Genomic DNA, 25,253 nt, shown 5'->3' on the forward strand with positions numbered 1-25,253 from the left:
ATTTTCTTAGAGTAGAAGATTAGGTTTGTTTTTTATAATAAGATAAATTTTCATGTATAATGTACTATAAGTAGAAAATTTTAAAGAGGTATTTATGGATAATAATAATTTAAATAGATTAAAGAATATGAATATAACAATAGCAGGTTTAGGTATGGAAGGCGGCTCTATGGCACTTGCTATAAAAGAATGGATAAAACCTAGAAAAATATATGGAATATCAAGAACTGAAAATACTATAAAGGCAGCTGAAGCCTTAGAAGCTATTGATAAGGGTTCGGTTAATCCTCAGGAAATTTTAGAGGATACTGATTTGTTAATTTTATCTATGTATCCTTCAGGAATTGTTGAGTTTTTAAGAAAAAACCAGCAATTTTTAAAACCGGGTACAGTAGTTACGGATTTAGCTGGTACAAAGAAAAAGTTAGTTCCTGAAATATTATCTTTTTTAAGGGAGGACTTAGATTTTATACCTGGCCATCCTATGGCAGGAAATGAATTTAGTGGTTTTCTAAATGCAGATAAGGCAATTTTTTATAATGCAAACTATATATTAACTCCAACGGAAAAAAACAAGCCGGAAAATATAGATTTAATTAAAACCCTAGCCTTGGAAATTAAGTGTAAGGGTGTGGAAATAACCGATATTGAAACTCACGATAAAAAAATAGCCTATGCAAGTCAGCTAGTTCATGCAATTTCAGTAGCAATAACAAATTCACCATCCTATGATGATCAGGTTGAATATTTTGTTGGTGGAAGTTTTAAGGATATTACAAGAGTTGCAAGAATTAATCCTAATTTATGGACAGATGCATTTTTAGAATCAAAGGAAGATTTATTAATCGAAATGGATAAATTTTTAAAGGAATTCATTAAATTGAAAAATGCCCTAGAAATTGAAGATTATGAAACAATCTGGAATATTCTAGAGCATAGTCGTCAAAGACGTTCAAGGGAAATATAGTTATTTAAAAGGAAGTTCACCCTTTGGGTAGCTTCCTATTATATTTGTTACTGTTACATGGGGCTTTATGGTTTCAATAGTTCTTTGCATATTTGGAGAGTTTAAACTAGCGTCAACTTCTACAAAGAAACCATATTGGAATATATTTTCATTTCCTAAAGGTCTTGAATTAAGATTTATTAAATTTAACTTTTCATCGGCAAAACACTGTAGGGCAGAAAGTAACGCACCAGGACTATGTTTTACTTGGAAATACATAGTTGTCTTATTAGCGTTTTCAGGTATGTCCATAGAGTTTTTAAATATTAAAAACCTTGTAGTATTATAGTAGATATCCTGAACATTTTCCCTTAAAATTTTCATACTATATATTTCTGCAGCTCTTTTACTTGCAAGGGCAGCAGAGGTCTTTAAGTTATTTCTCTTTATATAATCTACACTTTCAGAAGTGTCTTTCCAGGAAACTGGATTTAACTGCTCATTGTATTCAAAAAAATAATTACATTGACTTAAGGCTTCAGGATGGGAATAAACATCTGTAATGTCTTCAAATGTAGCATCTGGAAAACCTATTAATTGATGATGAATAGGTACGAAAACTTCCCCAATGGCAAAAATGTTATTATGTCTTATTAAATCCATTGTTCTATAAATTATTCCTGTTGTTGAATTTTCAATAGGTAAAACAGCATAATCCAAGCTATTGTTGGACAAATCCTTAATTAAGCTTCTAAAATTATCATAACCAATAGCCTCATAACCCTTTTCTCCGAAAAATTTAATTGTTGCAACTTCACTATATGCACCTGGCACACCTTGATAACCGATTTTCATTTATTACTCCTAAAATAATTTTGATTTATTATATCATACTTAGATATGTTTAATAAATTTATTGTATAATATTATTATACTAATGTGAAATAATAAAAAGGAGTGAAAATGAAAACTGCATTAATTTCTGTTTATAAAAAAGAAGGAATAGTTGATTTTGTTAAGGGATTAACAGAATTAGGTTGGAATATTGTTTCTACAGGTGGTACCTATAAACATCTTTTAGATAATGGTATAGATGTTACCGACATTACCGATATAACAAATTTCCCAGAAATACTCAATGGAAGGGTAAAAACCCTACACCCTAAAGTATATGGAGGAATTTTATATCGTAGAGATGTAGAAGAACATGTAAATACTATTGAAGAGCAAAAGATAAATTCTATTGATATGGTAGTTAATACTCTGTATCCTTTTGAAGAAACAATCAACGATATTAATTCTACCCATGAAGAACTAATAGAGAAAATTGATATTGGTGGACCATCTATGATTAGGGCAGCTGCTAAAAACTATAAGGATGTTATTGTTGTTACAAGTACCCTAGATTATGATTTTGTTTTAAAGGAATTAAAAGAAAAAGGAGACTTAACTTTAGACAATAAGAGAATTTTAGCAGGGAAAGCTTTTGGAACAACAGCACAGTATGATGCTTTAATTTCAAACTATTTCAATAATCAAAATAAAGTGGATTTTCCAGAGAATATTACATTTACATATAGATTAAAACAAAATTTAAGATACGGAGAAAATCCTCACCAAAACGCAGCATTTTATGAAAAGATTTACGAAGTTCCAGAGGAAAAAGGAGACATAGTTCAACTACATGGAAAAGAGCTATCCTATAATAACTTAAATGATTTATATGGTGCTGTAAAAATGGTTAAAGAATTTGAAGACCCAACAGCTGTAGCTGTAAAACACAATAATCCATGTGGAATTGCTTCTGGTGAAAATATTTATGAAGCCTTTAAAAAAGCTTATGAGGCAGATGAAGTATCTATTTTTGGTGGAATTATTTCCCTAAATAGAAAAGTAGATGTTGAAACAGCTAATTTACTTTCTCAAATATTTTTAGAAATTGTAGTTGCACCAGACTATGAGGAAGAAGCTTTTAATATTTTATCTAAGAAGAAAAATATTAGGATTTTACAAATAAAAAATCTAAATACTTTAGAACTTGTAAAACAAGAAACTAAGGATGTATTACATGGGGTATTACTACAAGATAGGGACAATAAACTATTAAAAGAGCAACTGGATTTTGTAACTAATAGAAAGCCAACAGATGAAGAACTTGAGGAGCTTTTATTTGCTTGGAAGGCTGTTAAATACGTTAACTCAAATGGAGTAGTTATATCTAAGGATAAGCAGACCTTGGCAATTGGGCAAGGAGAAGTTAGAAGGCACTGGGCGGTAGAAAAAGCTGTTAATAGGTCAATTAAAGACCTACATGGAGCTGTTTTAGCTTCCGATGGATTTTTCTTTGGAGATACTGTGGAAGAATTAAATAAGGCCGGCGTAAAGGCAATAATTCAACCAGGAGGCTCAGTTAAAGATAAGGAAGTTATAGAATTAGCCAATAAGTACGATATTGCTGTAGTATTTACAGGAATGAGACATTTTAAACATTAGTATAAAAAAATTATCCAATAGAAATCCTATTGGATAATTTTTATTTTATCTTATTTCTTTTTCTATATTAATAATACTGGCTTCTGTATTTGCTTCAATAAAATCTATAATTTTACTTTCTAGATTATCGCTTTTAAAGGAATTAAAAGTAATGGCAGCAATACTTATTGTTATTTTTTGGTGCAGATTTTGATCTTCCGATTCAACAACAGAAACATTATAATTGTTTCTAAGTTTAACTACTAGACTTTTAACAATGGATCTTTTTTCTTTTAAACTATGAACCCAAGGTGCATATAAAGATATTGTTAGTAAAAGTATATTCATATAATTTTCCTCCATTATATTGATTATAACAAATTAACAAAAGATTAGGATTTTATACTAAGTATGAAGTTTCTTTTTTATTAATAATGGTATAATAGTAAACAGGGGATCTATTTAAATTTTGGAGGTGATTATTCTGCTAAATTATAGAAAAATGAAAAATGAAGAAATTTTAGAACATATACCATTTTTTGAAGGATTATCTAAAGAAGAAAAAGACAGAGTATTTGAAGGTGTGGAAATTCTTAAGGTAAATAATGGAGATGTTATTTTTGAAACAGGAGATTCTGCCGACAAACTTTATATTCTTGTTGAAGGTAAAATAAAAATCTACAAAAATCTAGTTGATGGAAGAGAACAAATATTATATATTTATTCTTCAGGAGATTTTGTAGGAGGACTTAATCTTTTAAAAGATGATGAATATTTGTATATAGGTGAAGTAATAGAAGGTGGACTTGTAGCTACTTTATCTAAAGATAAATTTGACGAAGTAATTTTGAATAATCCAATTGTACTAAGGAGAATATTAGAAAAATCCTATCATAGAATTAGATTAGCTGAAGGTCTTATTGACAGATTGTTTAGTGGTACTGCAGATGGTAAAGTTGCCAGCTTGCTATTGGATTTAGCAGATATTTTCGGTGAGGAAACGAAGGATGGAATTCTCTTGGATTTTCCTATAAGTAGGGAAGAAATGGCCTCCTTTGCTGGAACTAGTAGGGAAACAATAACTAGAAAATTACATCAGTTTAAAGACAAGGGTTATTTAAAAGTACTAGGAAATAAAAAAATACTTCTAGTTGATATTGATAAAATAGAAGAAATAGCTGGGGAATTTTAATGACATGTATAGCATGTCATTTTTTATACAAAAATTAGTAAAGAGTGATATTATGAGCAATAAAGATTTAATAATGAAAGAAATAGGAGTTGAATACTTAGAGCAGTATAATCAACTATTAAAATATGTTTTTCAAGTTACAGAAAGTGAATTAACTAATTCTGGTTGGGAGGAGGAAGAGGATTTTATTAGGGCCAAGGCACCAAATTTAAAAAAAGCAGATGCTTTAGGTTGGTTCGATAAAGACAATCTTATATCCCAGGTAATAGTATATCCTATGCAGGTTAGAATTTTTAATCGAACATTTAACATGGGTGGTCTTACTGGTGTTGGAACCTATCCTGAATATACTGGAAATGGATTAATGCATAAATTGCTTTTTCAGGCCCTAGCTAGAATGAGAGAAAAGAAACAATATATATCTTATTTATATCCCTACTCTATACCTTATTATAGAAGAAAGGGTTGGGAAATAATTTCCGATAAAATTACCTATGAAATAAATGATTATCAGCTACCTAAAGATGAAAAAATATTAGGTAAGGTTAGGAGAGTTGAGCCTAAGGGAGAAGAAATAAAGAAAGCTTATGATAAATTTTCCCAAATAACTCATGGAGCTTTAATTCGTGACGATATTTCTTGGAATGAATATTGGTTATGGGAAAATGAAGATATTATGACAGCCGTTTACTATAACGAAAAAGATGGATTAGAAGGATATTTAGTCTACTGGATTTCAGATGAAGTATTTTATATTAAAGAAATGATTTTTTTAAATGAAAATGCCAGAAGAGGACTTTGGGACTTTGTAAGTGCTCATTTTTCCATGATAAAGAAGGTTATAGGAAATACCTATACAGATGAACCTCTTTCCTTTTTATTTGAAGATGCAGATATTAAAGAAAGTATATCACCATACTTTATGGCTAGAATTGTAGATTTTGAAAAATTTATTGAAGAATTTCCCTTTAAGAAGGACAAGGTAGATAAGGAATGGGTTTTTAAATTAGAAGATCCTTTACTATCTTGGAACGATGGAGCCTTTCATCTTTATATTAATAAGGATGGAAAAGGTAGGGCTAAACCTGTCTCTGAAAAAACAGAAGATAAAATAGATATACAAACAATGACAACTATGCTTTTAGGATATAAAAGACCAGATTATTTATATAGAATAGGGAGAATAAAGTGTAGTAGTGATACAATTAATGATTTAGAGGATTCAATAGAAAAACAGGTACCGTATTTTTCGGACTATTTTTAAAATGACTTTGATTTTAAGAAAGTCATTTTTTTATTGGAAAAAATACAACACAGGGAACAGATTTGCCGCACAGGGACAATTATTACAAAAAAGAAATATTTTAATTAATTCTAATAAAAAAACTTTAAATTTACAATAAATATATATTCAGATATAGGAATAATTAATTATGAAAAACGTAGTCATTCTAGTAATATCGATTATTAATAAATATATATTCGTATAAACACCTACATGATAATGATTACTATTTATCGGATATATTGAATTGATAAAGGAAAATAGATATAATTATATCAAACTAATTGGAGGTAGCTATGGATTATAATTATGATATTGAACAAGATATGGGCAAATTAAGAGAGTATATTGACTATTTAAGAATAATCAAAGATGAACCTGGTGCGGTTATGCCTGCTTTACAAAGAGCACAACAAGACTACGGATTTATTCCTGAAGCCATTGTGGATATTATTGCTTTAGAATTAGGTATTCATACATCAGAAATATATGGAGTTGCAACTTTTTATTCCCAATTTAGATTTGAGCCAAAGGGAGAAATAGACATAGCAGTTTGTACAGGAACAGCTTGTTATGTAAAGGGAGCCAATGACATTTTAACAGAATTAACTAATTTACTAGGCATAAAAAATGGAGAAACAAGTAAGGATGGCAAATATTCCATTGAGGGAATTAGATGTATTGGAGCATGTGGTTTAGCACCAGTAATAAAGGTAAATGGTGATATTTATGGAAATGTTTCATCAAAAGATATTGATAAAATTTTAAAAAAATATAAATAAATACTATATAGGGGATTGATATGAAACCAATTAAAAACTATAAAGAATTACTTGATTTAAGCAGTACATATGAAGAATTATTACATAATAGATTAAATAAATCAGAAGGAATAAAGAAAGAAATTTTAATATGTGGAGGAACTGGCTGTACTTCATCAAAGAGTTTAGAACTATTAGATGAAATGAAAAAATTAATTGCAGAATATGGTTTAGAAGAAAAATGTTCAGCACATATTACCGGTTGTTTAGGTTTTTGTGAAAAGGGACCTATAGTTAAAATATTTCCAAAGGATACTTTTTATACTAAGGTACAACCAGAAGATGCTAGAGAAATAATTGAAACGGATATTATCAAAGATGAGTTAGTACATAGATTATTATATAAATTACCTGGAACAGAAGAAGAAATACCATCTCAAGATGATATACCTTTTTATAAAAAACAACTTAGAATTGCACTTAGGAATTGTGGAATTATAAATCCTGAAGTTATAGAAGAATATATTGGTTATGGAGGCTATTTAGCTTTAGGTAAATGTCTAGAAGAATATTCTAGAGAAGAAGTAATAGATATAATTAAAGATTCAGGTTTAAGAGGTAGAGGAGGCGGTGGTTTCCCAACTGGACTTAAATGGGAATTTACTAAAAACTCCCAGTCAGATGAAAAGTATGTAATTTGTAACGCTGACGAAGGGGACCCAGGAGCTTTTATGGATAGATCCATACTAGAAGGGGATCCACATTCAGTTATTGAAGCAATGGCTATAGCTGGTTATGTAATTGGAGCTAAGCAAGGTTATGTTTATATAAGAGCAGAATATCCTTTAGCTATTGAAAGACTAGGCAAAGCAATTAAACAGGCTAAAGAAATTGGAATATTAGGAGATAATATCTTAGGCACGGATTTTTCCTTTAATCTTAGTATGAAGTTTGGTGCAGGTGCCTTTGTTTGTGGTGAGGAAACTGCATTGATAAATTCAATTGAAGGTCAAAGAGGAGAGCCTAATCCAAAACCACCTTTCCCATCAACATCAGGTTTATATGGTAAACCTACCTTAATTAATAATGTTGAAACATATGCAAATATACCTGTTATTATTTCAAAGGGAGCAAAATGGTTTAATTCTGTTGGTACAGAAAAATCTAAAGGTACTAAGGTTTTTGCCTTAGCTGGTAAGGTTAATAACATTGGTTTAGTTGAAGTTCCTATGGGAACAACATTAAGAGAAATACTGTACGATATTGGTGGAGGCATTCAAAAAGGAAGGGAATTTAAGGCAGTACAAACCGGTGGTCCATCAGGAGGGTGTATAACTGCAGAAGATTTAGACACACCTATTGACTATGATTCATTAGTGGAAAAAGGATCAATGATGGGTTCAGGTGGAATGATTGTAATGGATGAAGACAACTGTATGGTTGACATTGCTAAATTCTATCTGGAATTTACCTTAGATGAATCCTGTGGTAAGTGTACTCCTTGTAGAATTGGAAACAAAAGGCTTTACGAAATTTTATGTAAAATATCAGATGGTAAAGCAACTGAAGAGGATTTAAAAAACCTAGAGGATTTATCAAATATCATTAAAGATACTTCCCTATGTGCATTAGGTCAATCTGCACCTAATCCGGTTTTATCTACTATAAAAAGCTTTAGAAAAGAATATGAAGAACATGTTTTAAATCATAAATGTCCAGCTAAAATTTGTACTAGTTTATTGGAATATAAAATTACAGATGATTGTATAGGATGTACTAAATGTGCAAAAATATGTCCAGCTCAATGTATTACAGGAGCTGTTAGAGAAGTTCATGTTATAGACAATTCAAAATGTATTAAATGTGGAGCATGTTTTAATGGTTGTCCAGTTCATGCCATAGTAAAGGAGTAATTATATTATGAAAATGGTAAATGTTATTATAAATGGTCATAGTATTGCAGTTGAAGAAGGTACAACAATTTTATCTGCAGCCAAAAGGCTTAAAATTAAAATACCTACTTTGTGTCATTTAAGTTTACATGAAATAGACTTAGAAAATAAAAGAGCTTCATGTAGAGTTTGTATGGTTGAAGTAGTAAATACGGGAAAATTAGTTGCAGCTTGTGCTACTCCGGTCTTTGAAGGTATGGAAATTAAAACTGAATCTGCAAGAGCAATACAAGCAAGAAGGGCAATTGTAGAATTATTATTATCAAATCACCCAACGGATTGTTTAGTATGTGCTAAAAATATGAACTGTGAATTACAAAAATTAGCATCTGATTTAGGTATAAGGAAAATTCACTATAAGGGTGAGAGAAGTAAGTATGCAATAGATGTAGATAGTCTGTCTATAATGAGGGATCCAAACAAATGTATTCTTTGTAAAAGATGTGAAACAGTTTGTAATAATACACAAACCGTTGGTGCATTAGCTACAATAGGTAGAGGTTTTAATACATATGTAGGATCAACTTTTGATAAGTCAATGTATAATACAACCTGTACTTTCTGTGGACAATGTGTTGCAGTATGTCCAACAGGAGCTTTAACTGAAATAAATAATATAGGAAAATTATGGAGATTATTACATGATGAAAGTAAACATGTAATAGTTCAAACTGCTCCAGCAATTAGAGTTGCTATAGGAGAGGAATTTGGATTTGAGCCAGGAACTGATTTAACAGGTAAAATGGTAACGGCTTTAAAAAATTTAGGTTTTGATAAAGTTTTTGACACAAATTTTGCAGCAGATTTAACAGTTATGGAAGAAGCAAATGAATTTGCCAATAGACTTCAAAATGGAGGGAAATTACCAATATTAACAAGTTGTTGTCCTTCATGGGTTAATTTTATGGAACAACAATTCTCAGATATGTTAGACATACCATCTTCCTGTAAGTCACCTCATGAAATGTTTGGAACAATAGCTAAAACCTATTATGCAGAAAAAATGAATATTAATCCAGATGATATTGTAGTAGTATCTGTTATGCCTTGTGTTGCTAAAAAATATGAGTCTGCAAGACCAGAACTTATGAATGAAGATAAAAAAGATGTAGATGTAGTAATAACTACTAGGGAATTAGCAATTATGATTAAGGAAGCTGGAATAAGCTTTGACTTATTAGAAGAAGCTGATTTTGATAATATAATGGGAGAATCATCAGGTGCAGGAGCTATATTTGGCTCAACTGGAGGAGTTATAGAAGCTACTGTTAGAACTGCTTACGAATGGTTAACAGGACAACCTTTAGGCTATATGGAGTTTACTGAACTAAGGGGAATTAAAGGTATTAAAACTACTGAAATAGATATAAATGGAAGACTAATAAGAATCGCAGTAGCAAATGGCTTAGGTAACACAAGAAGACTTTTAGAAAAAATTCGTAAAGGTGAGGAGCATTTTGATGCAATAGAAGTCATGGCTTGTCCTGGAGGATGTATAGGTGGAGCTGGTCAACCATATCATTATGGAGATTTAACTATATTAAGGAAAAGGGCAGAAGGAATATATAAGGTTGATAGGGATAAGACCATAAGAAAGGCACATGAAAATCCTATGATAAAGAAACTATATGATGAATTTTTAGAAAAACCAGGCTCAGAAAAGGCAGAAGAGCTACTTCATACATCATATAAACCTAGACCAAGATTATAATTTCTATTTGACAAAAAAAAGTCTAGTTGCTACAATGTTATTGTAATGATTACAAATTTAACATTACTATAACGAGGGGGTAATTATGAGTTTAAAGGGAACAAAAACAGCTAAGAATCTTATGATTTCATTTGCAGGAGAATCTCAAGCTAATATGAGATATACATACTATGCTTCTACAGCTAAAAAGGAAGGATATGTTCAAATATCTAATATATTTGAAGAAACTGCAAGAAATGAAAAAGAACATGCTAAAAGATTTTTTAAATTTTTAAATGAAGATTTAAAAGATGAAACTATTCAAGTAGATTGGAATTATCCAGTAGAATTAGGGACTACTGCAGAAAATTTACTGGCTGCAGCTAATGGAGAACATGAAGAGTTTGTAGAAATGTATCCAGGATTTGCAGACATAGCAGAAGAAGAAGGATTTAAAGAAATAGCTTATGTATGGAGAGAAATTGCAGAAGTAGAAGACAGACATGAAAGAAGATTCAGAAAATTACTTGCAAATATTGAAAATGATGAAGTTTTCAAAAAAGAAGAAGTAGTTGAATGGAAATGTAATAACTGCGGATATGTACATACAGGAAAAACTGCTCCTGTTAAATGTCCAGCATGTGATCATCCACAAGCTCATTTCGAAGTTTTTAAAGAAACTTATTAATAAGAATTAAATTAAAATCTTGGTAGTCTATACTATCAAGATTTTTAATTTTCTTAAACTTATAGAAAAAAATCTCGATTTATAGTATATAATAATAAATAGGATGAATTATTTTTTTAAAAATTAAAAATGATTTATTTAAGTAGTAGAAAATATTTCACCAATTTATTTATTTTTCAATTATAGTTATAAAATTATAATTGGTAGAATTCAACTAGATATAGTGGTAAAATTATTAATAGGTTGTAAAAATTGGTGATAATATGAAAAAATTAAAAAAATTTAATAAGAAATTATTTGGTTTTATAATATTACTTGTATTTTTTGTGGTTATTATTTTTTTATTATTTAATTTAAAAGCAGGTAGTATTGGAAGTATGGAAAAAATTCCTTTTGAAGGGGACTATACTAATATTGCAATATTAGATGAGGGAATATATCTTTTAAAAACCAATAATTTAAAGTCTTATGACGAAACAGGAAAAGAGAAAATATCCGTTAATATTCCAGTAGAAAAAGGACATTTAGTTGGCGATAATAATAAATTAGTTATATATGAAAATAAAAACTTATATATTGTTAATTCAAATGGCAAAATTGAAGAAAGTCTTAAAATGAAATTTGAAATTAAAAATATTGAAATTAAGGATAATATTATTTATATTTCAGGAGATAAGGAACTTGTTTTAATGGACTTTAAAGGCAAACAAGTCGATACAATAAAGACAAAGTCTGCCATTACTACAGCTATAATGTCTGAAAAACAAAAAGAATTAATTGTTACTACTATTGATTTAATTGATAATGTATATAAATCAAAGATATATTTGAAAAATATAAAAGAAGATACGGAAATCAGTCAAAGTTTTGCTGGTGAAGTTATAATGTTTTCTGAATATATTGATAATGATAGATACTTATTAATTAGTAATAAACAAGCTATAATATTTGATGATTTTAATATAGAGTCCAAAAGAAGGATTTCAGAATTTAAAGGAGCTGGAATTTTAAAATCCAATATTTATATTTTAGAAGGCGATTCTTTAAATATTTATGATTTTGATTTTAAATTAATTAATTCCATACAATTAAAGGAAGATTATAGTAATTTATTCGTAAGTGATAATCGAGTATTCTTAATTGGTAAAAACAATTATTCTGAATATATAAGAGGAAAAGTAGATAATGCTAAAACTGTTTCAGACGTGCAGAAAATAATAAAAACAGAAAATGGATTGTATTTAATTCACAAGGATTCTGTTACTAAGGTAAATGAAAACTAGGAGGATATTATGATAAAAATTGATGCAAAAGGATTGGCATGTCCTAAACCAGTAATATTAACAAAGAAAGAATTAGATAATATAGATAGTGGAGAAGTTGAAACTACAGTTGACAATAAAGTAGCAGTGGAAAATCTTTCAAGATTAGCCAAAGGTCAAGGATATGAATATAGCGTAGTAACAATTTCTGAAAATGAGTATAAGGTTACAATTAATAAATCAGAAAAGAAGGATAATTTAACATGTGAAATCATGGATGATGAAGATTATACACTAGTAATTGCTTCTGATACAATGGGTGGTGGAGAAGAAGAGTTAGGACATATATTAATGAAATCATTTATGTATACAGTTACAGAAACAAAACCATTACCAAATACTATAATTTTCTATAATAGTGGAGTATTTTTAACCTGTGAAGATTCACCGGTTCTAGATGATATAGAAAAATTAGCCAAAGAGGGTGTAGAAATTCATTCTTGTGGTACATGTTTAGACTATTATAATTTAAAAGATAAATTAAAAGTTGGGGAAGTTTCCAATATGTACACAATTTATGAGAAAATTAAAGAAGCTTCTAAAAATGTGGTAATTAGGTAATGGATGTAATATTATTAACTTTTGATTCTGTAAATTTCACCATGATGACAGAAAAAAAATTAATAGAAATGGGCTATAAAATTAAAACCATACCAACTCCTAGGGAAATTAGTAGAAGTTGTGGTTTAGCAATAATGGTTGAAAATCAAGAATTAGATAATATTGTTAAATTAAAAGAAGACTTGCCAATAGGTTATATTTGGAAATATAAAAAAGAAAAAGGAAATGTAGAAGTGGTGAAAATTGCTTAATGGAAACAATAAATTCATTTATAGGAAATATAAGGAAAATTTTTTATAACGAAGCAAATAATTTAAATATACTTGGCAAATTATTATATGCTTTAATTATTGCAATAATTACAATTATAATGGCCAAACTTGTCCATAAATTATTTAATAAATATTTGTTAAAAAACTCTGAAAAATTAGACAGTAAATTTATAGATGCTAAAAAAAGTCTAACAATTACCTCTGTAATAGACAATACACTAAAATATATTATCTATTTTATAGGGCTGGTTTTAATACTTGAAGTATTTGACATAGGTAAAAGCATTAGTGTAGGTCTTGCTGGTATAGGAGGGGTTGCAGTAGGGTTTGGTGCCCAATCCATAGTTAAGGATGTAATATCTGGTATATTTATTATATTTGAGGGACAGTATGTTATAGGAGATCATGTATTAATAAATAATACAATTTCCGGTAATGTTGTTGAATTTGGAATGAGAACTACATTTATTAAGGGGTTTGATGGCTCTATTACATCAATTGGAAATGGTAATATAAATACTGTAAAAAATATGTCTAAAGGAAATCAGAGGGCCTATGTAGAAATAATTGTTCCAAATGAAATGAGTATTTCAGATATTGAAAAAGTTGTAGCTATTATTTCTGAAAAAATAGGTAAGGATAAAAATGTAACGGTAAAACCATATTTAATGGGAGTAATGGATATAGGCCTTGGTAGCAGTGTTAAAATTGCAATAGTAGCATGGACTAAACCAGGTAAACAGGCTATAATTGAATTACAAATGAGAGAATTGTTTATTAAGGAAACTAGGAAGTTAAATATGGATAATATTTAGGGGTAATAATATGAAATATAGAGTAGGCGACATTGTAACCTTGAAAAAAGGACATCCTTGCGGTGAAAATAAATGGAAAATACTTAGAACTGGTTTAGATATAAAGTTAGAGTGTCAGGGATGTAATAAAGTTGTTTGGCTTTCTCGAATGGACTTTGATAAAAGATTGAGAAGAATTAGAAATAAGGATGGAAAATTTATTTCCATTGTACATTATGAGCCTGAAGAAGAGTAAAAAATGCTGCAAAATTATTTAATAGTTTTGCAGCATTTTTTTATTGAAGAATTTGATGAAAATATAATTATAAATGTTATAATATTAACAGAATAAAAGGAGGGATTGAAAATATGAGTGATAAAGTATCAGAAAAGCGAAGAAGCGTTTTTGTAAAGAAAAAAGAATTGTATGAAGCTGAAAGCCAGGGGAAACTTCTTTATGGTGTAGAAGATAACCCACCTGCTGCAGTTGGTTTTGTAATGGGAATTCAAAATATTTTAACTGCTTTTGGAGGAATTGTAGCAGTACCATTAATTATTGCCGGCATGGCAGGAGCCAATGTTGCAGATACAGCATATTTAGTAAGTGCTGCCTTGTTATGTTCAGGTATATGTACAATAATACAATCAAGAGGAATAGGTATGTCTCCGTTTAGAATTGGTTCTGGACTACCTACAATTATGGGAACAGACTTTGGTTTTGTTGCTCCAGCTTCAACTATTATAGTTGGAATGGGAGGAGGACTTCCAGCATATTTTGGAGCGAGTATTTTAGGTGCAATTTTAGAATTTATTTTAAGTTATTTTGTTAAACCTTTACTAAAGTTCTTTCCACAAGTTGTCACTGGAACTGTTATTACACTAATAGGTATGACTCTAGTACCTGTAACATTTGACTGGGCTGCAGGTGGAGTAGGAGCAGCAGACTATGGCTCTGTTGAAAATCTTGGAATTGCTTTAATTGTATTTGTAATTATTATATTATTGAACAGGTATGGAAAGGGATTTGTTAGTTCAGCTTCAGTTTTAATAGGGATAGTAGTTGGTTATATTATCTGTATACCTTTAAATAAAGTTGACTTTAATCAAGTTATAGAAGCAAGTTGGTTCGCTCCACCATCTATATTTAAATTTGGTGTAAATTTTGATTTAAAGTTTGTTATACCATTTATAGCAGGATATTTAGTAACCGTTATAGAGACAATAGGAGTTGTTCAAGTAGTTGGGGAGGTAACAGAAACAGAAGTAACAGATGATATGATAGCAAATGGAGTAAGAGCAGATGCCTTTGGTTCATTCCTATCACCATTTTTTGGTTCAGGACCAGTTGCAACCTTTAGTCAAAATGCAGGACTTATTCCTTTAACTAAAGTAGCATCAAGATCTGTAGCAATAATTAGTGGAGTTTTATTAATATTAATTAGTTTATTTCCTAAAATTGCTACAATAGTATCTATAATGCCTCCAGCAGTATTAGGTGGAGCAGGGATTTTAATGTTTGGTACAGTAGCGGCATCGGGAATTCAAAATTTGTCCTTAGTTAAATTTACAAATAGAAATTTAATAATAATAGCATCATCATTAACAATAGGTTTAGGAGTTACATTTAAACCTGAAATAGTGGAAAATTTACCAACGGTTTTAAATGCCCTATTTTCATCAGGAATTTCAGCAGGTACTATAACAGCTTTTGTACTTAATATTATATTAAAAGAAGAAAAGGAATAAATTTAAATACATATAATAGAGGTGGAAAAATTCATCTCTATTTTAATTTCTATAAAATGGATTATAAAAGTGAGATGTAATATTATATTGACTTAAAAGTATTTAAATAATATGATATTAATTATATTTAATAAGTATATTTAGGAGAGCGTATATGCATTGTAATAACTGTGGAAATGAAATAGATGAGAAGGATAAGTTCTGTTCTCATTGTGGGAAAATAAATAAGGTAGAAAATGATAAAGTAAAATTAAATTTTAAAAAAATAGTAGTTTTACTTGCTATTTGCATTGCTATATTATTAATTGTTCTATATTTTTTTCAGCGTAATTCCTATATGAAAGAAATTGATGAAATTTCAAAAGATGTTGAGCAATTGATTATTTCTGATGTAAAATATGAAAAAATTAAGGAAGATATTGAAAACATTGAAAGTTATAAAGGTCCTTATACTTCAAAATTAAGAAATAAGAATTTAGAACCTGTAGTTAGAAAACTTAATGAATACAGGAAGGACAGTCAAGACAAGTTCGAAATTATATTAAATGAAATTAATAGTATTGAAATTTCAAAAGAAGAAAAAGACAACTTAAAAGTTGATGAAAAAATTGAAGAAGCCAATGAAGAGTTTGAACATGAAAACTACAAAAGAGGCTATGATATTCTGTATAAATTAAAAGATAAAATAAATACTAATATGTTAATAGCAGGAAATAATGAGCAGAAGGTAGAAATAAATATTAATAATGAGTTAAGCCATATTGAAAATAAAAATCTAGATTTTTATTTTGAAAACGAATATGATTATTTAACCGCTATTGATGGAAATTCAAAGCAGATTAACTCTATAGAAGATGGATTAATATCCTATTTAGATGGAATGGTTAGAGCTTTAAATAATAAGGATTTTTCATATGTAGAACCATATATAATAGTAAATAGTCCAGCTTATAAGGAACAGAAAAAATATGTTGGTACAGATATTTATGAGGAATTACTATATGCTAAAATCATATATTATAATGATGTAAGTAGTAATACAGTAGATATTAAGGTATATGAAGAATATGATATACACAATAAAAAAGATGGCTATCATCATAGAGTTATAGAAGCAGTTTATAGATTTAAATTGGATATAAACAATGAATGGAAATTATATTCTTTTCCAGAAAAAGTAAAGGTAATTTCAAAAACTCATTATTAAATAAAAATTAAGATAAAATGTTATTTTTAGAAAAGTGTAGGTATATTAATTAATAGATATACTTACACTTATTTTATTTAGTCATATAATAAAAGTTTTAATTATTAAAAAAATGTAATAATTTTGAAAAATCTATTGTAAATTGTAAAATAAAGTAGTATAATAACAATAAGGTCAAAGAAAGTCAAAGAATAATGAATTATGTAAAAGGATTTTGGTATTAATATAATATTTGTATCATAATCCATTTACACAATTTTTTTGTAAGGGAGGATATTATGGAGTATAAAGACTATTATAAAATATTAGGGGTAGATAAATCCGCTACCGATGCTGAAATTAAAAAAGCATATAGAAAGTTAGCGAAAAAATATCATCCTGATTTAAATCAAGGAAATGAAAAAGCTTCTGAGAAATTAAAGGAAATTAATGAAGCCTATGAAGTATTAGGCGATAAAGATAAAAGACAAAAATATGACCAATTTGGTTCTAATTATGATTTTACAGGAGGTCAAAATTTTGACCCATCTCAATATGGTTTTGATTTTGGCGATTTTGGTGGATTTGGGAAAAATGGTACAACATATACCTATACTTCATCAGGAGATAGTGGAGGATTTTCAGACTTCTTCAATATGTTTTTCGGAGGAGGTTTTGGAAACAACTCATCTTCTAGAAAAAGTAGTAGAGATGTGTTTTCAGGTTTTGGAGGAAGAAGTAAACCTCAAAGACAAAGATATGACACCGAAATATCAATTAGCTTAAAGGAAGCCTTTGATGGTGCTGAAAAAACCTTATATTTAAATGTCAATGGAGAAAATAAATCTTTAAATGTAAAAATACCTAAAGGGATTTTACCAGGTAAAAAAATTAAGACCAAGGGAGAAAAAATTGGTTTAGATGGCGATATTTATATAAAAATCAACGTTATAGACCAAAAAAACACTTTAGATGGACTAAATATAATTAAAAAAGTAAATGTATATCCTTGGGAAGCTGCTCTTGGAGGAAAAGTTGTAGTTGATACTTTAGAAGGAAAAATTAAGGTTAATATTCCTAAGGAAATACAGTCAGGTAAAAGAATTAGACTGGCTAATAAGGGATTTAGAAATATGAAAGGTGAAAAGGGAGATTTATTTTTAGAAATACAAATACAAAATCCAAATCATTTAACAAAAAGACAAAAAGAATTATATGAAGAATTAAGAAAATCTATATAAGGAGGATAAAATATGGATTTAAATAAATTTACTCAAAAATCAATTGAAGCTATACAAGATGCTCAAAATATTGCTATTAAAAATGGTAATCCGGAAGTAAATGATATTCATCTACATTATGCTTTAGTAGCTGACACTGAAGGGGTTATTCAAAGAGTTTTAAATAAAATGGGAGTAGATGTTAATGCTTATACTATTGCATTGACAAATGAATTAGACAAATTACCAAGACAAGACAGTTCTTCAAATATTTATCCTTCAACAATTTTTCAAAGAATTTTATTAAAAGCTGAAGATGAAGCAAAGTCAATGGGAGATAGTTTTATATCTGTTGAGCATATTTATATGACAATACTAAAAGAAAAAAGTATTTCAAGTACAGCAATTTTTAATAGATTTAATATAAATTTGAAAGGCTTTAAAAAAACCTTAAAGGAAATAAGAGGAAGTGCAAAAATAGAAACAGATGATCCAGAAAGTTCTATGAATGCTCTTGAAAAATATGGTAGGGACTTAACGGCTGATGCACGAAAGGGTGCAATTGATCCGGTAATAGGTAGAGATGAAGAAATTAGAAACTGTATAAGAATACTATCTAGAAGAACAAAGAATAATCCGGTTTTAATTGGAGAACCGGGAGTTGGAAAAACTGCTATAGTAGAAGGCTTAGCACAAAGAATTGTAAATAATGATGTTCCAGAAACCCTAAGGGATAAGACTATCTTCGCCCTAGATTTAGGAGCGTTAATTGCTGGAGCTAAATACCGAGGACAATTTGAAGAAAGACTAAAGGCTGTTTTAAAAGAAATAACGGATTCAGATGGAGAAATAATATTGTTTATTGATGAACTTCATACTTTAGTAGGAGCAGGTAAAACAGAAGGTGCAATGGATGCATCAAACATGTTAAAACCAATGTTGGCTAGAGGAGAGCTTCATACAATTGGTGCAACTACCTTAGATGAATATAGACAATATATTGAAAAAGATGGTGCCTTAGAAAGAAGATTCCAAAAGGTTTTAGTAAATGAGCCAACAGTTGAAGATACAATTTCCATATTAAGAGGTATTAAAGAAAAATATGAAATCCATCATGGAATAAGAATTTCCGATGGTGCTGTAATAGCTTGTGCAACTATGTCTGATAGATATATTACAGATAGATTTTTACCTGATAAGGCTATAGATTTAATGGATGAAGCTTCTGCTATGGTTAGAACAGAAATAGATTCTATGCCGGCAGATCTTGATGAACAAAATAGAAGAATATTACAATTGGAAATTGAAAGAGCTGCTTTAAAGAAAGAAGAAGACGATTTAAGTAAGAAACGTTTAGAGGACTTGGAAAAGGAACTTCAAGATTTAAGAAATGAATATGATGCTAATTACGAAAAATGGAGAAGTCAAAAGAAGAGTATAGATGAAGTTAAAGATTTAAAAGAGGAAATCGACAGTGTAAGAATTCAAATGGATGAAGCTGAAAGAAAATACGATTTTGAAAAACTTTCCCAATTAAAATATGGTAAATTAGCCGAATTAGAAACAAAATTAGCGGAAATTACAGCTAAAAACGCAGAAGATGAATCAATGTTAAAAGAAGAGGTAACAGAAGAGGAAATAGCTGATGTAGTTTCTAAATGGACAGGTATTCCAGTAAGTAAATTAGTAGAAACAGAAAGAGATAAAATCTTAAATATGGATGAAGTTCTACATCAAAGGGTTATAGGACAAAATGAAGCTGTAGATGCAGTTACAGAGGCAATAATTAGATCACGTTCAGGAATAGCATCCTTTGGAAAACCAATAGGCTCCTTTATATTTTTAGGACCAACAGGTGTAGGAAAAACAGAACTTGCTAAAGCATTAACTGAAGCTATGTTTGATGATGAAAAAAATCTAGTTAGAATAGACATGTCAGAATATATGGAGAAACATTCTGTTTCAAGACTTGTAGGTTCTCCTCCAGGATATGTTGGATACGAAGAAGGAGGGCAATTAACAGAAGCTGTAAGAAGAAAACCATATTCAGTAGTGTTATTTGATGAAATTGAAAAAGCCCATCCTGATGTATTTAATATTCTATTACAGGTATTAGATGACGGTAGATTAACAGACAACCAAGGTAGAACAGTAGACTTTAAGAATACTATAATAATAATGACATCTAATATTGGCTCATCATATTTAATAGAAGGTATAGACAAAGAAGGAAATATATCAACAGATGCAAGGGAAAATGTAATGAATCAAATGAAGGCAACCTTTAAACCGGAATTTTTAAATAGGGTAGACGATATAGTAATGTTTAAGCCTTTAACTGAAGATGAAATCTATGAAATAGTAGACCATAATATTGCAGACATAGAAAGTCGACTAGAAGATAGACAAATTTCCATTACTTTAGATAGGGCTGCAAAGGAATTAATAATGGCAAGAGCATATAATGTTCAATATGGTGCTAGACCGGTAAAGAGATTCTTACAAAAATATATTGAAACAGAACTTGGTAGAATGTTGTTAAAAGGAGAAGTTCAAGATAAGGATAATGTAGTAATATCTGTAGAAAACGGAGAACTTAAATTATATGTAAGATAAGTATATAAATACAAAGCATCCTAATAGTTAATCTATTAAAGTTAGGATGCTTTTTCTATTTTTGATTTTGATTGTTTGTTATTAAGATATAGAAAATATAATATTTGCTTAAGTATTATATTTAAATTAGAATATATGTAGGTGAGGTAATGAACATAGAAAGAATTTTTCAAAATTATAATCCCAAACCTATAGGAATGGAAAAAGAATACAGTGTAATAATTTTAATTGCGAAAATTAATGGTAAAGATCATATAATATTTGAAAAAAGAGGTAGAAAAATTTCACAGCCAGGAGAGGTTTCATTACCTGGAGGTAAAGTTGAGGTAGGAGAAACTCCCTTGTTAGCAGCTAAAAGAGAAGCTTCTGAAGAATTAGGGATAAACATAAAGAGAATTAATGTTGTTGGAGAAATGGATTATTTATATGATTTAAACCATTCTATAATATGGGTGTTTATAGGAGAAGTTGAGAATTTCAATATAGATAATTTTAAATCAAATAAGGAAGTAGAATATTTATTTACCTATCCTATAGATTATTTTTTGAAAAACAAACCTAAAGTATACAGTAGTAGTTTAAAAAATAATTTCGAAAAGGATTTTCCTTTTGAACTAATACCAAATGGAAAGAACTATCGTTTTAGTGAAGTAAATAATGATATTTTCTTTTATGAAAATACGAAACCTTTAATTTGGGGTTTAACAGCTAAGATTATTTCAAAGTTTATAGAAATATGTGAAGGTGAAATTAATGAATAAAGAAAATTTATTAAGTGCAATGATGAAAATTGTATACAATAATAAAAATATAGTTTGTTTATTGGAAACAGGGGAACGTGTAAATACAACAATAAGTAAGGATTCCTTAATGGGATTTAAATTGATTTTAGGGGTAAAGGATTTAAATGAAATTGCCCTTTTAGAATCAATGAAGGAAATAATAGAAAGTAGTTTTATACTACAAAAAGAAGATGGACTATCAATGATGAATAATTATTTTGGTGATGTTTTAAGGTATATTGCTGTTATTGATGACCTTACTATTGTAGACTTTACTTTCTTTAAATATGATGATGTCCAATCCTATATAGATGTAGATAGTTTGTGTAAAATACATATAGATAAAAATAATGGACTTGTAGGAAATGTTAAAATAACAGACGTTAAATATAGGCAGCTTAAACCTACTCAAAAAGAATTTTTAAAATGCTGTAATGAGTTTTTTATTTACGCATTAAAAATTGCACGAGGTCTTTATAGATCGGAAATTATTTATAGTATGAATTTATTTACAAAATTAAAAGCCAGACTTGATAAAATGACCTTGTACTATATTGGTTGTCAGTATGACTTTAGTGTAAATATTGGTGCATATGATAAAAATATGAAAACCTATTTAGAAAAATCCCATTATGAAAAATTACTGGAAACATATCCTTCACCAGATAAAGATAAACTTTGGACGGCTTTATTTAATGCTTGTATGCTTTTTAGAAAAGAAGGATTACATGTGTCAGAAAAACTTGAATATCTATATCCAAAAGAAGCAGATAGGGAAATAGTAAAATATTTAAGAGAAGTTTGGAACATGTATGCACAATAGATATTATTAGATAATACAAAAATAAAAAACAAAACTAGTTCTAAATCTAAATGGAACTAGTTTTTTATTTATTAATAAGGAGAATATAGTATAAAATCGACTTTTAATATTTTCTTAAGAAATAAATAAAAAAGAACTCCTTACATGAGGAGTTCTAAGTCTAATATTTTATTCTGTAATATCTTCACCATTATAAGCATGCTTATAAATTAAGGCTAATATTTCTGGATTTGTTTCCCTTGGATTTGTTAAGGTACAAGGATCATCTTGTGCATTAACACTCATGTTTTTTAATTCTTCATAGAATTTTTTATTATCTTCTAAACCAAAACCCTCAGTATCTTTAAAAGATAAAGGAATATTTAATTTTTTGTTAAGTTCTTTAATAGCATTAGGGAAATCTTCAATTCCTAATTCTCTTTCAATCCAATCAACCTTATCGGTGGATTTTCTATTAAATTGAGTAACATAAGGTAAAAGAATTGCATTAGCTAAACCATGAGTTATTCCAAACATTCCACCAATTTTATGAGCTAAAGAATGAGAAATACCTAAAGATGCTGAAGCAAAAGCCATTCCAGCCATTGCTGAAGCGTTGTGCATTTTTTCTCTAGCTTCTATATTATCCGGTTCATTATAAGCTATTGGCAAATATTTAAAAACTAATTTTATTGCTTGAATAGCCAAAGCATCTGTGTAGTCACTTGCACCAGTTGAAGTAATAGCCTCTGAAGCATGGGTTAGTACATCCATACCGGTATTAGCTGTAATATGTTTAGGCATTTTAGATGGTAAAATTGGATCAATTATTGCTATATCAGGAACTATTTCAGGTGATGATATAGGATATTTAACATGGTTTTTTGTATCTGTTACTACACCAGTACTTGTTATTTCAGATGCAGTACCGGATGTTGAAGGTATACAAACAAGTCTTGCCTTATTTCTTAATTTAGGAAAGTTTTCTCCATATCCTAAGTATTCAAAAGTAACTTCTGGATGTTCATACATAGCCCACATTATTTTAGCAGCGTCCATTGGAGAACCTCCACCAATCGCAATAATCCAGTCAGGTTCAAATTGTAACATTGCTTCCTTACCCTTTAAAATAGTCTCTACAGATGGATTTTCTTCAACGCCATCGAATATTTCAACAGTAAAGTCTGAGTCTTCTAAATATTTTCTTGCTTGATCTAAGAAACCGAATTTCTTCATTGAACTTCCGCCAGTAACAATCATGGCTTTATTTCCTTTTAAAGTTGTAAGATGGGAAAGAGCATTTTCACCAAAAACTATATCTCCAGGTATTTTAAAATTTTGCATTATGACCTCCTATTAAACTCATGAAAATGATAATTAAATATTTAACTATCTTTAATTAATATTATACCATTGGATGAAATTATGTCAAGAGGAATGTTACTGTCCCAGATATATTTTATTCTACAAAAATTTGTCTTTACAGTATAATATTAATGAAGAGGTAAATATGGAAAAAATAAAATTATCGGTACATGGACTAATAGACTTTGTAATGCGTAGTGGAGATATAGACAATACTTTTACAGGTATTAGCAGAATGAAGGAAGGACAAAAGATCCATCAAAAACTTCAAAAAGAATATGGAAAATACTATGAAAAAGAAGTAGTGTTAAAAAACGAAATAGAATACAAGGATTTAATTTTTGCAGTAGAAGGAAGAGCAGACGGTATTTACCATAAAGGAAATGAAGTTTTAATTGATGAAATAAAGTCCACTACTAGAAATTTAGAAGATTTAAAATATAATTCAAATCCATTACATTGGGCTCAAGCTAAATGTTATGGTTATTTTTATTGTGTTAAAAATAATTTGGAAGAAATAGATATTCAATTAACATATTATCAAGTGGAATCAGACGATATAAAAAGAATTATAGAAAAATTTACTAAAGCAGACTTAGAAAAATTTTATTTTACTCTTTTAGATTTGTACTTGGATTTTAGTGTTATGATTTTAAAATTTAAAAAAGAACGAGATGAACATATAAGAACTTTACAATTTCCATTTTTATCTTATAGGAAAGGTCAAAGGAAGATGACTGTTGGTGTATATAAAACCATAAGGGATAAGAATATACTATTTGCAGAAGCACCAACGGGAATCGGCAAAACCATGTCTACTTTATTTCCTTCAATTAAAGCTGTTGGTGAAGGATTAACGGATAAAATATTTTATTTAACTGCTAGATCCACAACTAAAGAAGCAGCTGTCAAAGCTGTATATAGGTTAATGGATAGAGGACTAAGGTTTAAAGCTGTTATTATAACGGCTAAGGATAAAATATGTATAAATGATGAGGTAAAATGTAATCCAAAGGATTGTCCTTTTGCAAAGGGACATTTCGATAGGGTAAATGATGCTATTTTAGATATTTATGAAAATGAAGAAATTTTAAATATGGAAACAATTATAGATTATTCAAAAAAACATAAGGTATGTCCAATGGAATTTCAATTGGATATGGCAATATATTCTGATCTTGTTGTATGTGATTATAATTATGTTTTTGATCCTACTGTGTATTTAAGAAGGTTTTTTGAAGGAACTGTTGAAAAATACACTTTTTTAATAGATGAATCCCATAATCTTGTAGATAGGGGAAGGGATATGTACAGTAAAGAAATTTCTATGAAAAAAATAAATCAGCTTGTTAATTTATTGGAAGAAGATGATTATAAAGTTAAAAATGCTCTTAATAAAATTTCTAATTTAATAGATGATTTTTATAGATTAGCAGAAAATAATAAATATTATATTTCTAAATATATAGATGATGATTTTGTATCAGAAATTATTTTTACTATGAGAACTATGGAAAAGTTTTTAACAGATAAAAAGAATAAACCATATTATGATGATGTACTAGATTTATATTTTGAATTTTCTAAATTTGTAAAAATTT

At 28.9% G+C, this 25,253-nt stretch carries 22 protein-coding genes and 1 pseudogene; 20 read left to right on the top strand and 3 right to left on the bottom strand.

What is annotated here, in order from left to right; translation table 11 throughout:
* Positions 1–94 precede the first annotated feature (94 nt).
* Positions 95–967, top strand: a complete 873-nt coding sequence (locus WAO56_RS02100; protein ID WP_422143697.1) for a prephenate dehydrogenase — start codon at positions 95–97, stop codon at positions 965–967.
* On the opposite strand, the gene WAO56_RS02105 is transcribed toward WAO56_RS02100, so the two are convergent.
* Positions 968–1,801: a prephenate dehydratase gene (locus WAO56_RS02105; RefSeq protein ID WP_422143696.1), complete on the bottom strand. Its 834-nt coding sequence runs from the start codon at positions 1,799–1,801 to the stop codon at positions 968–970.
* Positions 1,802–1,909: 108 nt separating this feature from the next.
* Here WAO56_RS02105 and purH point away from each other — a divergent pair, with 108 nt between their 5' ends.
* Positions 1,910–3,439: a bifunctional phosphoribosylaminoimidazolecarboxamide formyltransferase/IMP cyclohydrolase gene (gene purH, locus WAO56_RS02110; RefSeq protein ID WP_422143695.1), complete on the top strand. Its 1,530-nt coding sequence runs from the start codon at positions 1,910–1,912 to the stop codon at positions 3,437–3,439.
* A gap of 45 nt (positions 3,440–3,484) precedes the next feature.
* Here purH and WAO56_RS02115 read toward each other — a convergent pair whose 3' ends face one another.
* Positions 3,485–3,766 carry a DUF503 domain-containing protein gene (locus WAO56_RS02115; protein ID WP_422143694.1) on the bottom strand — a complete coding sequence of 94 codons (282 nt, stop codon included), beginning with the start codon at positions 3,764–3,766 and terminating at the stop codon, positions 3,485–3,487.
* Between the two features lie 154 nt (positions 3,767–3,920).
* Between WAO56_RS02115 and WAO56_RS02120 the strand changes: the two genes are divergently transcribed.
* The 17 genes from WAO56_RS02120 to WAO56_RS02200 all read left to right on the top strand — a co-directional run bounded on the left by WAO56_RS02120 (position 3,921) and on the right by WAO56_RS02200 (position 22,308).
* Positions 3,921–4,610: a Crp/Fnr family transcriptional regulator gene (locus tag WAO56_RS02120; protein ID WP_422146229.1), complete on the top strand. Its 690-nt coding sequence runs from the start codon at positions 3,921–3,923 to the stop codon at positions 4,608–4,610.
* A gap of 52 nt (positions 4,611–4,662) precedes the next feature.
* Positions 4,663–5,874 (top strand): GNAT family N-acetyltransferase, encoded by a 1,212-nt coding sequence (locus tag WAO56_RS02125; RefSeq protein WP_422143693.1) that lies wholly within the window; start codon positions 4,663–4,665, stop codon positions 5,872–5,874.
* Between the two features lie 317 nt (positions 5,875–6,191).
* Complete coding sequence (gene nuoE / locus WAO56_RS02130) at positions 6,192–6,677, top strand: NADH-quinone oxidoreductase subunit NuoE (protein WP_422143692.1); 486 nt, start codon at positions 6,192–6,194, stop codon at positions 6,675–6,677.
* Between the two features lie 20 nt (positions 6,678–6,697).
* Positions 6,698–8,569, top strand: a complete 1,872-nt coding sequence (gene nuoF, locus WAO56_RS02135; protein WP_422143691.1) for an NADH-quinone oxidoreductase subunit NuoF — start codon at positions 6,698–6,700, stop codon at positions 8,567–8,569.
* A 7-nt stretch (positions 8,570–8,576) separates the two neighbouring features.
* Positions 8,577–10,319, top strand: coding sequence for an NADH-dependent [FeFe] hydrogenase, group A6 (locus tag WAO56_RS02140; RefSeq protein ID WP_422143690.1), 1,743 nt, complete (start codon positions 8,577–8,579; stop codon positions 10,317–10,319).
* A gap of 82 nt (positions 10,320–10,401) precedes the next feature.
* Positions 10,402–10,986 carry a rubrerythrin gene (rbr, locus tag WAO56_RS02145; protein WP_422143735.1) on the top strand — a complete coding sequence of 195 codons (585 nt, stop codon included), beginning with the start codon at positions 10,402–10,404 and terminating at the stop codon, positions 10,984–10,986.
* Between the two features lie 263 nt (positions 10,987–11,249).
* On the top strand, positions 11,250–12,269 hold the full coding sequence (locus tag WAO56_RS02150) for a hypothetical protein (RefSeq protein ID WP_422143689.1): 1,020 nt from the start codon (positions 11,250–11,252) through the stop codon (positions 12,267–12,269).
* A gap of 9 nt (positions 12,270–12,278) precedes the next feature.
* Positions 12,279–12,869 (top strand): sulfurtransferase-like selenium metabolism protein YedF, encoded by a 591-nt coding sequence (gene yedF, locus WAO56_RS02155; protein WP_422143688.1) that lies wholly within the window; start codon positions 12,279–12,281, stop codon positions 12,867–12,869.
* The gene (locus WAO56_RS02160; protein WP_422143687.1) at positions 12,869–13,120 is read left to right on the top strand and encodes a DUF3343 domain-containing protein; all 252 of its coding nucleotides are present in this window, start codon (positions 12,869–12,871) and stop codon (positions 13,118–13,120) included. The genes yedF and WAO56_RS02160 overlap by 1 nt, the downstream gene beginning before the upstream one ends.
* Positions 13,120–13,956 (top strand): mechanosensitive ion channel family protein, encoded by an 837-nt coding sequence (locus tag WAO56_RS02165; RefSeq protein ID WP_422143686.1) that lies wholly within the window; start codon positions 13,120–13,122, stop codon positions 13,954–13,956. Before WAO56_RS02160 ends, WAO56_RS02165 begins: the two co-directional genes overlap by 1 nt.
* Before the next feature lie 10 nt (positions 13,957–13,966).
* Positions 13,967–14,191, top strand: coding sequence for a DUF951 domain-containing protein (locus WAO56_RS02170; RefSeq protein ID WP_422143685.1), 225 nt, complete (start codon positions 13,967–13,969; stop codon positions 14,189–14,191).
* A 113-nt stretch (positions 14,192–14,304) separates the two neighbouring features.
* Positions 14,305–15,681, top strand: a complete 1,377-nt coding sequence (locus WAO56_RS02175) for a uracil-xanthine permease family protein (RefSeq protein WP_422143684.1) — start codon at positions 14,305–14,307, stop codon at positions 15,679–15,681.
* A gap of 154 nt (positions 15,682–15,835) precedes the next feature.
* Positions 15,836–16,888 (top strand): TcaA NTF2-like domain-containing protein, encoded by a 1,053-nt coding sequence (locus tag WAO56_RS02180; protein ID WP_422143683.1) that lies wholly within the window; start codon positions 15,836–15,838, stop codon positions 16,886–16,888.
* Positions 16,889–17,166: 278 nt separating this feature from the next.
* Complete coding sequence (locus tag WAO56_RS02185) at positions 17,167–18,108, top strand: DnaJ C-terminal domain-containing protein (protein WP_422143682.1); 942 nt, start codon at positions 17,167–17,169, stop codon at positions 18,106–18,108.
* A gap of 12 nt (positions 18,109–18,120) precedes the next feature.
* Positions 18,121–20,703: an ATP-dependent chaperone ClpB gene (gene clpB / locus WAO56_RS02190; RefSeq protein ID WP_422143681.1), complete on the top strand. Its 2,583-nt coding sequence runs from the start codon at positions 18,121–18,123 to the stop codon at positions 20,701–20,703.
* A gap of 149 nt (positions 20,704–20,852) precedes the next feature.
* Entirely contained in the window at positions 20,853–21,464 is a 612-nt protein-coding gene (locus WAO56_RS02195) for an NUDIX hydrolase (protein ID WP_422143680.1), read from the top strand.
* Positions 21,457–22,308, top strand: coding sequence for an aminoglycoside 6-adenylyltransferase (locus WAO56_RS02200; RefSeq protein WP_422143679.1), 852 nt, complete (start codon positions 21,457–21,459; stop codon positions 22,306–22,308). The genes WAO56_RS02195 and WAO56_RS02200 overlap by 8 nt, the downstream gene beginning before the upstream one ends.
* A gap of 168 nt (positions 22,309–22,476) precedes the next feature.
* Here WAO56_RS02200 and WAO56_RS02205 read toward each other — a convergent pair whose 3' ends face one another.
* Positions 22,477–23,631 carry an iron-containing alcohol dehydrogenase gene (locus WAO56_RS02205; RefSeq protein ID WP_422143678.1) on the bottom strand — a complete coding sequence of 385 codons (1,155 nt, stop codon included), beginning with the start codon at positions 23,629–23,631 and terminating at the stop codon, positions 22,477–22,479.
* Between the two features lie 166 nt (positions 23,632–23,797).
* Between WAO56_RS02205 and WAO56_RS02210 the strand changes: the two are divergent.
* Positions 23,798–25,253: pseudogene (locus tag WAO56_RS02210) on the top strand (ATP-dependent DNA helicase); the annotation flags it as partial.

The sequence above is a fragment of the Miniphocaeibacter sp. genome (assembly GCF_049276255.1).
Classification (GTDB): Bacteria; Bacillota; Clostridia; order Tissierellales; family Peptoniphilaceae; genus Miniphocaeibacter.